Source organism: Streptococcus sp. V913 (assembly GCF_054353455.1).
Map to the genome: position 1 here is coordinate 92,264 of NZ_JBTHHX010000004.1, position 13,879 is coordinate 106,142.

At 43.8% G+C, this 13,879-nt stretch carries 6 protein-coding genes and 1 pseudogene; 5 read left to right on the forward strand and 2 right to left on the reverse strand.

The window, feature by feature from the left end:
• Positions 1 to 2 precede the first annotated feature (2 nt).
• Both pbp2x and mraY read left to right on the forward strand, forming a co-directional pair.
• Positions 3 to 2,258: a penicillin-binding protein PBP2X gene (pbp2x, locus tag ACXYSL_RS07605; RefSeq protein ID WP_458624400.1), complete on the forward strand. Its 2,256-nt coding sequence runs from the start codon at positions 3 to 5 to the stop codon at positions 2,256 to 2,258.
• 1 nt (position 2,259) lies between these two features.
• Positions 2,260 to 3,240 carry a phospho-N-acetylmuramoyl-pentapeptide-transferase gene (mraY, locus tag ACXYSL_RS07610; protein ID WP_458624401.1) on the forward strand — a complete coding sequence of 327 codons (981 nt, stop codon included), beginning with the start codon at positions 2,260 to 2,262 and terminating at the stop codon, positions 3,238 to 3,240.
• Positions 3,241 to 3,309: 69 nt separating this feature from the next.
• On the opposite strand, the gene ACXYSL_RS07615 is transcribed toward mraY, so the two are convergent.
• Entirely contained in the window at positions 3,310 to 8,511 is a 5,202-nt protein-coding gene (locus tag ACXYSL_RS07615; protein WP_458624449.1) for an SIALI-17 repeat-containing surface protein, read from the reverse strand.
• Positions 8,512 to 8,749: 238 nt separating this feature from the next.
• Positions 8,750 to 9,463, reverse strand: a pseudogene (gene treR / locus ACXYSL_RS07620) (trehalose operon repressor).
• Positions 9,464 to 9,753: 290 nt separating this feature from the next.
• Between treR and treP the strand changes: the two are divergent.
• From treP to ACXYSL_RS07635, 3 genes are all read left to right on the forward strand, one after another.
• A complete protein-coding gene (gene treP, locus ACXYSL_RS07625; protein ID WP_458624402.1) occupies positions 9,754 to 11,721 on the forward strand; it encodes a PTS system trehalose-specific EIIBC component in 1,968 nt (655 codons plus the stop codon).
• A gap of 63 nt (positions 11,722 to 11,784) precedes the next feature.
• Positions 11,785 to 13,410 carry an alpha,alpha-phosphotrehalase gene (gene treC, locus ACXYSL_RS07630; RefSeq protein ID WP_458624403.1) on the forward strand — a complete coding sequence of 542 codons (1,626 nt, stop codon included), beginning with the start codon at positions 11,785 to 11,787 and terminating at the stop codon, positions 13,408 to 13,410.
• Positions 13,411 to 13,551: 141 nt separating this feature from the next.
• Positions 13,552 to 13,797 (forward strand): YneF family protein, encoded by a 246-nt coding sequence (locus ACXYSL_RS07635; protein ID WP_000364980.1) that lies wholly within the window; start codon positions 13,552 to 13,554, stop codon positions 13,795 to 13,797.
• Positions 13,798 to 13,879 lie beyond the last annotated feature (82 nt).

Genomic DNA, 13,879 nt, shown 5'->3' on the forward strand with positions numbered 1-13,879 from the left:
ATATGAAACAGTGGAAAGAAAAAATCATCCGTTATGCCGTTCGTAATCGCAAATCTCCAGAAGAAAACCGCCGAAGAGTAGGAAAAAGCCTGAGTTTATTGGCAGTCGTACTCTTCGCTGTCTTTTTGGTCAACTTTGCGGTCATTATCGGAACGGGTAGTAAATTTGGTAAGGACTTGGTTCAAGAGGCCAAAAAGGTTCACCAAACAACCAAGATGATTCCTGCAAAACGGGGAACCATCTACGATCGTAATGGAACGCCTATTGCTGAGGATGCGACTTCTTATAATATATATGCCGTTATTGACAAGAACTACAAGTCAGCAACTGGTAAAATCCTCTATGTAGAGGATTCTCAATTTAATAAGGTAGCTGAAATTTTCCATAAATACCTAGATATGGAAGAGTCTTATGTCAAGGAACAACTTTCTCAGCCAGATCTAAAACAGGTGTCTTTTGGTACCAAGGGAAATGGGATCACCTATGCCAATATGATGGCTATTAAAAATGACCTTAAAACAGCTGGCGTTGAGGGAGTTGACTTTACAACTAGCCCTAACCGCAGTTATCCCAATGGACAGTTTGCTTCATCCTTTATCGGTTTAGCGCAACTCCATGAAAATGAGGATGGCACCAAAAGGTTGATTGGGACATCTGGATTGGAGAGTTCTTTAAATAGCATTCTGGCGGGTACAGATGGGATCATCACCTATGAGAAAGATCGTCTGGGAAATATTGTTCCGGGTACAGATCAAGCTTCTCAACAAACGGTAGATGGAAAAGATGTCTACACAACCCTTTCTAGTCCCTTGCAATCCTTTATGGAAACTCAGATGGATGCCTTCCATGAAAAAGTAAAAGGCAAGTATATGACGGCTACCTTGGTTAGCGCTAAAACAGGGGAAATCCTGGCTACGACCCAACGGCCGACCTTTAATGCAGATACCAAGGATGGCATCACAAAAGACTTTGTCTGGCGAGATATTCTTTATCAAAGTAACTACGAGCCAGGATCAACCATGAAGGTGATGATGTTGGCTTCAGCCATTGATAACAATACCTTCCCTGGTGGCGAGTACTTTAACAGTAGTGAATTGAAAATAGCAGATGCGACCATTCGAGACTGGGACGTCAATGAAGGATTGACTAGTGGTAGCACCATGACCTTCTCTCAAGGATTTGCTCACTCAAGTAATATCGGAATGACCTTGCTTGAGCAAAAGATGGGAGATGCAACCTGGTTGGACTACCTTAACCGCTTTAAGTTTGGAGTACCGACCCGTTTTGGTCTGACAGATGAGTACACAGGTCAATTACCTGCTGATAACATTGTCAATATTGCCATGAGTGCATTTGGACAAGGGATCTCTGTCACCCAGACCCAGATGCTTCGTGCTTTTACAGCTATTGCCAACGATGGGGTTATGTTGGAGCCGAAATTTATCAGTGCCCTCTATGATCCAAATGACCAGTCTGTCCGTAAGTCTCAAAAGGAAATTGTCGGAAATCCTGTGTCAAAAGCAGCAGCGTCCTCTACTCGGGAGCACATGGTCATGGTCGGAACAGATCCTGTCTACGGTACCATGTACAACCACAGCATAGGAAAGCCGAATGTCAATGTTCCAGGTCAGAATGTCGCCCTGAAATCAGGGACTGCTCAGATTGCCGATGAGAAGAATGGGGGTTACCTTACAGGTGAGACCAACTATATCTTCTCTGTTGTGTCGATGCATCCTGCAGAAAATCCTGACTTTATCCTCTATGTGACGGTGCAACAGCCAGTGCATTATTCGGGTGTTCAGCTGGGAGAGTTTGCCAACCCGATCCTTGAGCGAGCCTCTGCTATGAAAGAATCCCTCAATCTTCAGTCAACTGCCAAGAGCTTGGATCAGGTCAGCAAGACGACAAGCTATGCTATGCCAGCTACCAAGGACTTTACTCCGGGTGACCTAGCAGAGGAATTGCGTCGTAACCTTGTCCAACCAATCGTTATCGGAACAGGAACCAAGATCAAGGAGCTCTCGGTTTCTGAAGGAGATAATTTGGAAGCTAATCAGCAGATCTTGATCCTATCTGATAAGGTCGAAGAAATGCCTGATATGTATGGCTGGACAGATGAAAATGTGCAAACATTTGCTAAATGGCTAAATATAGAAGTCGAGTGGGAAGGTAGTGGCAAAACGGTCAAGAAACAAAGTGTCCGTGCCAATACTGCTCTCAAAGACCTTAAAAAAATGAAAATAACTCTAGGAGATTAACATGATTAGTTCCATTAATGCTGGAGTTCTAGCCTTTCTATTGACCTTGATAGGTATTCCAGCCTTTATCCGATTTTATCGAAAAGCGCAGATTACAGGACAGCAGATGCACGAGGATGTCAAGCAACACCAAGCTAAAGCTGGGACTCCAACCATGGGAGGTCTTGTCTTCCTGATCGTTGCAGTAGTAGTGAGCTTCCTTGTCGCTCTCTTTACCCAACAATTGACTAACAATGTAGGCATGATTTTGTTTATCTTGGTTTTGTATGGTTTGGTAGGTTTTTTGGATGATTTCCTCAAAATTTTCCGTAAGATCAACGAAGGATTGAATCCTAAGCAAAAGCTTGCTCTCCAGCTGCTTGGAGGAGTGATTTTCTACCTCTTTTATGAGCGTGGTGGTGACATGCTTTCAGTTTTTGGCTACCAAGTTCATCTGGGTATTTTCTATATCTTCTTTGCCCTTTTCTGGCTAGTTGGCTTTTCAAATGCGGTGAATCTGACGGACGGGATCGATGGCTTAGCAAGTATTTCCGTAGTGATTAGCTTATCGGCCTATGGTGTGATTGCTTATGTGCAAAATCAACTGGATATTCTTCTTGTGATTCTTGCTATGATTGGTGGTTTGCTAGGCTTCTTCGTCTTTAACCACAAACCTGCCAAGGTCTTCATGGGAGATGTGGGAAGTTTGGCTCTTGGTGGGATGCTGGCAGCTATTTCTATGGCTCTCCACCAAGAATGGACCCTTTTGTTGATTGGGATTATCTATGTCTTTGAGACAAGCTCTGTTATGATGCAGGTTACCTACTTTAAGCTTAGTGGTGGGAAACGTATCTTCCGTATGACACCTGTCCATCACCATTTCGAGCTTGGAGGATTCTCAGGCAAGGGCAATCCTTGGAGTGAGTGGAAAGTTGACTTCTTCTTTTGGGGAGTTGGACTTCTAGCAAGTCTCTTGACCCTAGCCTTTTTATACCTGCTGTAAAGGTAACATTTGATTACAAAACAAAACAGGATGAAGTTGTTCTTCATCCTATTTTTGTGATGTTAAAAGTTAGTTGGACTCATCCTTTCTTCCTTTTAACATAAAAGTGGCTGTAAGGGCTAGACTGAGGCCTGCTAAGAAGAGGAGTGGGTTGGATGCGTCCCCTGTTGCTGGAAGTTGTTCCTTAGGAGAATGATTTCCAGCTTTAGCTAGGCTAGGACTAGTTGAAAGTTGTTCAGCCTCGTGTGTCAAGGTTTCTTCATCTGAAGCACTTGGTTTCTCCTCTGTGTTAGAGCTTGTTCCAGCAGCTTGATAGACGACAGCATAGGTACTGAAATGATTAGTGATGAATTCTGCCTTTCCGCCTCGAACGGTGAAATCAAGGGTTTGCAACTCCTTGGTCGGAGTGATGTAGTAGATATTTTCTACGCTAGCTGAAATAGGCAAGCGAACCAAGACAGAGCCTTGTGGCTGCAAGCTATGATCTGTTGGATTTTTAAGTTGTAGGTCGTAAGCATCATAGGTCTTGCCAAAGAGTTCCTGAGCTAGGACACGTCGGCTAGAGATGTGAGAAATTCCTTCTAGGTCACTGACTCCACCAATGATTTCCACTCCAGTTTCCTTATCTTTTAAGACTCGAACTGGATAATCAGGAAGAGTAAGGGTTGGAGTAGCCTGATCCCCACTAGTTCCGATAGGGTCAGTGTACTCAGGTTTTTCAACAGTAGGAGCTTCCTCTTGCCCTGCCTTTCCGATAGGCTCGGTGTACTCAGGTTTTTCAACAGTAGGAGCTTCCTCTTGCCCTGCAGTTCCGACAGGCTCGGTGTATTCAGGAATTGTCACTGTAGGCGGTTCCTCTTGACCTGCAGTCCCGATAGGGTTGGTGTATTCAGGAATTTCTACTGTTGGAGCTTCTTGTTCTCCCGGAGTTCCGATAGGATCAGTATATTCAGGCTTTTCAACTGTAGGTGGCTCTTCTTGTCCTGCAGTTCCGATAGGCTCAGTGTACTCAGGTTTCTCGACAGTAGGAGCTGGTTCATCCCCCTTGCTTGTAGTTGGCTGGCTCTCGTCAACCTTCTTCTCATCTTTTTTAGTAAAGAAAGCTACGACAGGGCTACTTGTGGTAGTTTCTTGAATGGCATAAGCTTCAATCGCTTTTCCAGTTTGTCGATCAGTAGCTTCAGGGATTGGGATTTGAACTTGATTGTCTTGGATTGATAGCACGGTCTGATCCCCACTTGTAACCAGATGCGTTTGGTCCACTTTGCGTAATACCAGAGGATCTTTGAGACCAGGGAAGGTTACAGCGATGGCTTCCCAGTCTCCAGATGGTAGGGTTAAGGAAATTTCTTTGTCATTTTCCTTGAGAGGAGCGATACTTGGGCTATCTAGACCAACAGCAGGTGCTTTGATGATATCAAAGGAGTCTAGAGAGATTTTCTTGCGACCTTCTGGCGAATCTGGGTCAACTTGTAATGTCAAGGTGTGCGGACCGTCAGTAAGGTTTGTAAATTCGCCAATAAAAGCTCTCTTTTCAGTTGCACCTGAAGTGTAGAAGTCTAGACTTGGCATTTCTTTGCCATCTAGTGTAACACGTGCTCGTCCAAGGGCAAGGCTCTTCAAACCATAGATACGAATGCCTGTTCCTGTGAAGGTAATGGTTGCCTGAGCTTCTGAAGCTACGCTAGAGTCGCTGTTGTTGATGTCAGCGTATTTTTCCGTACCTCCGTAGAGTTCAGGGTCAGACCAGTCCTTAAACTGGGGACCATACTGGATGCGCGAATCACGATCATCCATTTTTTCAATCGTGTTGCCTGTTCCTGCTAGGACCTTGAAGTAGTCTAATGAAATTTTCGAGCACTCACTACCACGTCCTTTGTGTTCACGTTTAACACTAAGAGTCAATGTGTGAGGTCCGTCAGACAATCCAGTGAAGCGACCGATGAGACTACCTTTTTCAGTTGCCCCAGCAGTATGGAAGTCAAGCTCGCCGACCTCTTTGCCATCAATTTTAGCAGTTGCAAGACCTAGTTCGGACGATTTTAGTCCATAGATTTCGATGCCAACACCATTGAAAGGAATAGTAGCAGTCACGTCTTGGTCTGTGTAGTTTCCTTTTGAAAGATCCGCATACTTCTCCGTTCCTCCAAATAATTCTGAGTCTGCCCAGTTTCCAAAGGCAGCTCCGTACTGGATACGACTGTCTCGGTCATCCATCAATTCACTAGGAGTTTCTACAGTTGCCTGTTCAGATACTTGTGTGGAAACTTCGCCCAGCATAGCCTTGACGGTATAAGTATAGGCGAGTTGAGGATTTAGTGATCGGTCGATAAAGTTCGTTTGATTGGTTACAAATTCTCTAGTTGCAGAGGTTTGGCCAGATTCGTCTTTTACTTGTCTTTGGATGACATAGTGGGTAGCGCCTTCTACTTGATTGAAGGTGAGTTCGGCAGTGACTCCATTTTGTCGAACTGCTGTCAGACTGGTTATGCGACCAGGGAAATGTTCAAAGGTAATGACATCACCTTTTTGTGTTGCCAGTTGGATGCGGCCATCTTTGAGGACAGTTGCCTTGACTGCTTTGCCATTGACCTTAACCTGACTGGCTTCGATATTTGGATAGTCTACAACCAGGTCTCCACCGACATTTGACAGGAAGGACAAGCTTTGAAGGTTTTTATCTTTCCACTTCATGCTGACTTCAAAGTTGCCACGGGCAATCAAGCCAGAAACCTGACCGTCTTTCCAAGCATCTGGAAGGGCTGGCAATGGCGCAATATAGCCGGTATGAGATTGCAGGAGCATTTCTGCCATACCACTAGTTGCTCCAAAGTTTCCGTCGATTTGGAAAGGAGCGTGGGTATCCCAAAGATTTTCTAGAGTTGAATACTTGAGCTGTTCGGCGAGCAAGCGATGGGCACGATTGCCGTCTAAGAGACGAGCCCAGAGGTTGATTTTATTGGCCTTAGACCAACCAGTCCCACCATCTCCGCGGTGATTGAGGGTTGCACGCGCAGCCTCTAGGTATTCAGCCTGATCCTTGCTAAAGAGTGTACCTGGGAAGAGACCAACCAGATGGGAAACATGGCGGTGGTTATTTTCAATGCCTTCATTGGTGAATTGTGGGCTGTCTTCTTCGTACCATTCCTTGATACGGCCTTCATTGTTGATGTGAAGGGGTTTGAGTTTGTCAAATTTAGCCTTGACCTCTGTGACTAAGTCTTGGCCGACATTCAGATGGTTGGCGACTTCCATATAGTCGTGGAATAGCTGCCAGACTAGCGATTGGTCAAAGGTGTTTCCGATGGTGATGGTCCCGTGTTCTGGTGAGTAGGATGGAGAAGACACCCAACGATCACTGGCCTTGTCATAGTGCAAGAAGGAGTTCCAGAACTTAGCTGTTTCCTTGAGCATTGGGTAAATCTTTTCTTTTAGATAAGTTTCGTCCCTGGTGAATTTGTAGTAATCATAGACGTTCTGCATCATCCAAGCATTAGCAGCTGGAGACCAACCCCAATAGTAATTCCAACCAGGAGTAGTCCAGCCAAATGGTGTTGCTTGGGTGTGGACCAGCCAACCATTTTCTTGTCCGTCTTTGGATTCGATACCAGCGTATTCCTTGGCAGCGATACGGCCATAGTAACGCATGTCGTCAATGTAATTAATCATTGGCTTGGCTGTTTCAGCAAGGTTGCTCATGTAGGCTGGCCAATAGTTCATTTGCAAATTGACATTGAGGTGGTAGTCAGCGTTCCAAGGTGGATTGTCTACAGCATTCCAGACTCCTTGTAGGTTGGCAGGAAGGGCATCTGTCCGATCACGAGACGAACTAATCAATAAATAACGTCCGTATTGGAAGAAGAGTTCTTCCAATTTTTGCCCTTTTTCTGGGTTATAGCCTTGAAGGGCCTCTTTTGTCGTTTGAGCAGTCTTGCTTCCACCTAGATTTAGTTTAACACGATTAAAGAGACTTTGATAATCCTTGATATGGTCTTTTTTAAGTGTCTCGTAGTCTTTGGCCTTAGCGGCTTCTACAATACCCTTAACCGTTTTTTCGAGGTCAATGTCTTTTCGATAGTTGGTTTTAGGATTTTGAGCAAAGTTTGTCTTGGCGCTGAGATAGAGGGTCGCATAGCTTGCGCCTGTAACGGTTAGGGTCTCATTCTGAACAGTGACTGTTCCATCCGTTTTAATTCCTAAATAGGATGCAAATTTGAGGTCGTTATCTTTAACAGTTCCTTTTAGAAGAATTCCATGTTCATCTGTAGTAACATGTCCGTCCTTATAGTTGGAATATTCCCAAGAGTAATTACCATTAGCAAGCAAGTCCTCAGTCAAGCTGTTCCAAAGAGTAAAGTCAAGCGTCTTGTTTCCTTTTTTAGTCAAGTGGGTCACGGTGACATCATCAGGATAGCTGGAGAAGGTTTCGCGTTTGAAGGTCGTCCTATCTTGGGTGTAAGAAGTAGTCGTAGTGGCCTCTGTGATATCCAAACCACGGTGATAATCTGTTACGGTATCCAGGCCTTTCTTCTGATTGTTAAAGACCATGAAGATATCACCAAAGGCTAGGTAACGTCCATACTGGGCATTATTTGGCCCAACTAAATTTTGTTCAGCCAGTTGTTTGGCTTTTTGGCGGTCACCATCTTCGAGAGCCTTACGAATTTCTGCTAGGACCTTGTAGCGATCCTTGTAGTTTCCACCATTATAGTCGGTGCTATCGGGCCGGGGACCTCCTGACCAGAGGGTCTTTTCGTTATACTGGATTCTCTCTTCACCGATCAGACCAAAGACCTTAGCTCCCATCTCGCCATTTCCGACTGGAAGGGCTTGTTTTTCCCACCCATCATAGGAGGGAGCTGTTGGCTGATCGTAGTTGAGTTGATAGTTTTCTTGCTTTGTCACGGGTAGCTCGGTATTTTCATTCTCCTTGTTTTCGTTTGATTCAACAATAGCCTCAGCACTAGTTTGGCTATTTGTAGCTTGTGGAGTCTCAGCAGGTTTACTTTCAGCAGGATTGCTTTCGACATCTGACTTCTCAACTAGAGCTGGTTTAGTGGTCTCAGTCGGTTCAATCTGCTCTGATCCACTATCAGGTTTAATAGTAGTCCCGACAATACTTGGGGCATTTTGTTGTACTTCAATACCATCAGCTGAGACTGTATGACTAGATAGAAAAACAGCCCCCAGCAAAACAGAAGCAGTCCCAACCGTTAGTTTGCGGATGCTATAGCGACAGGATTTCTCCCAAAATATTTTCTCCCTAGAAATTTCTATTTGTTTTGGAACCGTTTATATTTTGTAAAACAAAGCCCTATATTTTTTCTATTTAAATCCCATTCTACTGATTACCTATTATTTGTCAAGAGGTTTCTAGTGAAAAACATATTTGAGATTGCTTTTTCTTAAAATAGTAGAATAAGCAGGATAGAGTCACTCTTTTCCAATGATCAACTAGAAGATCATTTATTACCAAAAAACGGTTGAGAGTATCCCCAACTGTAAGTGTTTATTTCGGATGCCTTTTGGCAAAGTCAACAAAGTGAAATTTTTCTAATTTATGGCGACTTTCGGTGAACTGAAACTGGCGCCCGTCTTGGAGATAGACTTTTGATTTAATCGAAACGACATAAGGGTCTTTACCAATGTCCATGAGAATCTTGTCTCGATCACCCGTGTGGTCAATGGTGATTTCTTTCTGAGCATAATCAATAAGGAGTTTGAGGTCGTCCTCTATATACGAGTAGATAGACTACTCAGCGATTTGGCGAGTGAGATTCGGGATTAGTTCCATATCCAGATAGTCCGTATCCAGAACCGATACCAGGTCATCCACTACACGTTGGCGGACCACCTTCCAAACCATCCGAAACTCTGGAAAGCCGGTTATCAGTGAGGATTTTTTATCGATAATGATTTTATCTAGACTGACCACGTTTGTTTTCGAGCGGAGTCCAAGTTCCTGGACCAGTTCTTGGTAGCTGGTTAGGTTGGAGACAGGGAAATTGACGGTTTCTTCTTTGATAACTTGAGAACCCTGACCTCTTATTTTCTTGATCAATCCTTCCTCTTGGAGGAGGGACAGAGCCTTTCGTACGGTGTCACGACTCACTTGATACTGGTTCATGAGGTCGTGCTCACTAGGAAGAAAATCTCCGACAGCGTAAGTCTCATTTTGAATGGTTTCCTGAATTTGCTTAAATAATTGTTGGTATTTCTTCATCTTGCTTCCTTATACTCTTCGAAAATCAAATTCAAACCACGTCAGCGTCGCCTTACCGTACTCAAGTACAGCTTGCGGCTAGCTTCCTAGTTTGTTCTTTGGTTTTCATTGAGTATTAAATGGGTTTTGAGTCTTATTCTATACATACTTGTATCTATTTTACCATACAAGTGTACGAAATTTTACAAAAAAATCCTCTATTTATACCAAACAAGTTGCCTACAAGTTTGGTATCGTTTACAATAGTCTTATCAAGTCAAACTTGCTTTGACAAGTATAAGGAGAATCAAATGGGAAAATTTGAACAAGAAGCCAAAGATCTGCTTCAGGCGATCGGAGGTAAGGAGAATGTCACTGCCGTAACTCACTGTGCGACACGGATGCGCTTTGTTCTCGGTGACGAAAAGAAGGCCAATGTTAAGGCTATCGAGTCGATTCCAGCCGTCAAAGGGACCTTTACAAATGCGGGTCAATTTCAGGTGATTATCGGGAATGACGTACCGATTTTTTATAATGATTTTACAGCTGTTTCTGGAATTGAGGGTGTCTCCAAAGAAGCAGCCAAGTCCGCAGCTAAGAGCAATCAAAACCTGGTCCAACGTGTCATGACCACTCTAGCAGAAATCTTTACGCCGATTATTCCAGCCTTGATTGTCGGAGGACTGATCCTCGGTTTTCGTAATGTCTTGGAAGGTGTGCATTGGTCGATGTTGGATGGCAAGACCATCACAGAATCTTCTCAGTTTTGGTCAGGTGTCAATCACTTCCTTTGGTTGCCTGGTGAAGCTATCTTCCAGTTCCTACCTGTAGGGATTACTTGGTCTGTTTCTCGTAAGATGGGAACCAGCCAAATCTTGGGAATTGTGCTCGGGATCTGTTTGGTATCGCCTCAGTTGCTCAACGCCTATGCGGTTGCTTCTACTTCAACAGAAGAGATTGCAGCAAACTGGGTTTGGAATTTTGGATACTTCACTGTTAATCGTATCGGTTACCAAGCCCAAGTTATTCCAGCCTTACTTGCAGGTTTGAGCTTATCTTATCTTGAAATTTTCTGGCGCAAGCATATCCCAGAAGTCATTTCCATGATTTTTGTACCTTTCTTGTCTTTAATTCCAGCTTTGATTTTGGCTCACACTGTTTTGGGACCAATCGGTTGGACAATTGGGCAAGGACTCTCCACAGTTGTCTTGGCAGGGTTAACTGGACCAGTTAAATGGCTCTTTGGCGCGATATTTGGTGCCCTGTATGCCCCATTTGTTATCACAGGTCTACACCACATGACCAATGCCATCGATACACAATTGATCGCAGATGCTGGCGGAACTGCCCTTTGGCCAATGATAGCTCTTTCTAATATTGCCCAAGGTTCAGCCGTATTTGCCTATTATTTCATGCACCGCCATGATGAGCGTGAGGCTCAGATTTCACTTCCTGCAACCATTTCAGCCTATCTCGGTGTTACAGAACCAGCCCTCTTTGGGGTCAATGTCAAATACATCTATCCATTTGTAGCTGGGATGATCGGTTCAGCCCTTGCAGGCATGTTGTCCGTTACTTTCAATGTAACGGCGGCTTCTATTGGTATCGGTGGTTTGCCAGGTATCCTCTCTATTCAACCTCAATACATGTTGCCATTTGCAGGAACTATGCTAGTTGCGATTGTTGTTCCAATGCTCTTGACTTTCTTCTTCCGCAAGGTAGGCCTCTTTACAAAAACAGAAGATGATACAGCCTTGCAAGCAGAATTCGTTGCCCAAGAAGAAGCAGAATTTGTGACTCACGAACTAGTAACCCTTGTTCCAGTAGAAATTGTCAGTCCACTTGCAGGTCAAGTAAAAGAACTAAGTCAAGCGACAGATCCTGTTTTTGCATCAGGTGTCATGGGACAAGGTCTAGTCATTGAACCAAGCCAAGGTGAGTTGACTTCGCCAGTCAATGGGACAGTGACGGTTCTTTTCCCTACCAAGCATGCCATTGGTATTGTCTCTGATGAAGGGGTGGAATTGCTCATCCACATCGGTATGGATACAGTCAGTCTTGATGGCAAAGGATTTGAAAGTCTTGTAGTTCAAGGAGACCACGTCACAGTTGGTCAGAAACTGATTCGTTTTGATATGGATGTCATTAAGGATGCAGGTCTCGTAACAGAAACTCCAGTTATCATCACCAACCAAGATGCTTATACAGCGACCATCACTGGAACGTATCCGACAATGATTCAAGCTGGTCAACCGCTCATGCTTGCAACACGGATCTAATTAAAATAGCACAAATAGGGAAGGAACAGAGGTTCCTCCCTTTTATCGGAAAAGGAGAAATAGATGACACTTGATAAACGAAAAGTAGTCTATCAAATCTATCCAAAATCATACAAAGACACTACTGGAAATGGCATTGGAGATTTCCGTGGGATTATCGAAAAAATCCCCTATCTAGCCAAGCTAGGTGTGGATATGGTCTGGCTCAATCCATTCTACCCAAGTCCTCAACGGGATAATGGTTATGATATTTCAGATTATATGGCTGTGGATCCCCTTTTTGGTGATATGGCTGATTTTGAAGAGATGGTGCGTGTTGGTAAAGAGTACAAGATTGACTTTATGTTAGATATGGTGCTCAATCATTGTTCGACCGAGCATGAATGGTTTCAGAAAGCCCTGGCTGGTGACAAGTATTACCAAGACTTTTTCTTCATCCAAGATCAACCGACAGACTGGATTTCTAAGTTTGGTGGCTCTGCTTGGGCACCTTTCGGGGAGACAGGGAAATATTATCTCCACCTCTTTGATGAGACTCAGGCAGATCTTAACTGGCGCAATCCCAATGTCCGCAAAGAGTTGTTCAAAGTGGTCAACTTCTGGCGGGATAAGGGTGTCAAAGGTTTCCGATTTGATGTGATCAATTTGATTGGCAAGGATGAGGTCTTAGTGGATTGCCCTGACAATGAAGGAAAGCCAGCTTACACAGACAAGCCTATTGTTCATGACTATTTGCGCATGATGAACCAAGCCACTTTTGGAACAGACGATAGCTTTATGACAGTTGGGGAAATGTCCTCTACAACCATGGAAAATTGTGTCCTCTATTCTTCACCTGACCGTCAGGAATTATCCATGACCTTCAATTTCCATCATCTCAAGGTAGATTACAAGGACGGGCAAAAGTGGACCCGAGCTCCCTTTGATTTTGAAGAGTTGAAAAGTCTTTATCATAGCTGGGGTAAAGAGATGAGTGACAAAAACGGATGGAGCGCCCTTTTCTGGAACAATCACGACCAACCTCGTGCTTTGAACCGTTTTATTGATATTCAACATTTCCGAAACGAAGGGGCGACTATGTTGGCGGCAAGCATTCACTTGTCACGTGGAACGCCTTATATCTACATGGGTGAGGAAATTGGGATGATTGACCCAGACTATGATTCCATGGCTGACTATGTGGATGTCGAGTCCATCAATGCTTATCAGATGCTCTTAAAAGAAGGGAAAAGTGAACAAGAAGCTTTCCAGATTATCCAGGCCAAGTCACGAGATAATTCACGCATTCCCATGCAGTGGGATGCTTCAGAAAATGCTGGTTTCTCAAAAAGAACTCCTTGGCTGAAGGCAGGAAAATCCTACCCTCATATCAACGTAGAAAATGAAATCCAAGGTCCGATTTTTACCTTCTACCAAGACTTGATTCGGCTTCGTAAGGAAATGCCTATCATTTCAGAAGGAAGTTACAAACCAGCCTTTGAAGATAGCAAGCAGGTTTATGCTTATGAACGCCAGTATGAGGATGAAAAATTACTGGTGCTCAATAATTTTTATGCCACAGAAGTGGAAATCGACTTACCAGAAGTCTACCAAAATGGACAAATTTTGCTTTCTAACTATGAAGCTACAGGAGTGTCTGAAAAAATGGTACTAGAACCTTATCAAACACTTGCTATTTATGTAAATTGAACTCAGCAAGGAGCCCTCTTTTGCAGAAAAGCAGGGTTCTTTTTGCTGTATATACCCTCCCTGAAAGCGTAAAACAAACTAGTCAGAAAAGCCACTTTATGGTATAATATAGAAGACTCAAAAAGAAACAGGAGAAAAAGAATGGATTTACTTTTAGCAATTATCTTGATTGTGCTAGCTTTTCTAGGAGGAGCTCTTGGAGGTATGTATTTGGTTCGTAAGCAAATCGAAAAAGAATTTGCTGACAACCCACGTTTGAACGCTGAGGCAGTTCGTGCTCTCTTGAGCGCAAATGGTCAAAAACCAAGCGAAGCCAAGGTACAACAAGTTTACCACCAAATCATCCGTCAACAAAAAGCAGCCCTTGCTAACAATAAAAAGAAATAAATAGGAAAAGTCTGGGATGAAAGTTCCAGACTTCTCACTATGTTCAATAGTTCTCAAGGATAAGACTTTTTCCTTGCATTCT

Excerpts from the sequence above, each read along its gene's own strand:
- treP (WP_458624402.1), top strand. The coding sequence starts at position 9,754 with ATGGGAAAATTTGAACAAGAAGCCAAAGATCTGCTTCAGGCGATCGGA.
- mraY (WP_458624401.1), top strand. The coding sequence starts at position 2,260 with ATGATTAGTTCCATTAATGCTGGAGTTCTAGCCTTTCTATTGACCTTG.
- treC (WP_458624403.1), top strand. The coding sequence starts at position 11,785 with ATGACACTTGATAAACGAAAAGTAGTCTATCAAATCTATCCAAAATCA.
- ACXYSL_RS07635 (WP_000364980.1), top strand. The coding sequence starts at position 13,552 with ATGGATTTACTTTTAGCAATTATCTTGATTGTGCTAGCTTTTCTAGGA.
- pbp2x (WP_458624400.1), top strand. The coding sequence starts at position 3 with ATGAAACAGTGGAAAGAAAAAATCATCCGTTATGCCGTTCGTAATCGC.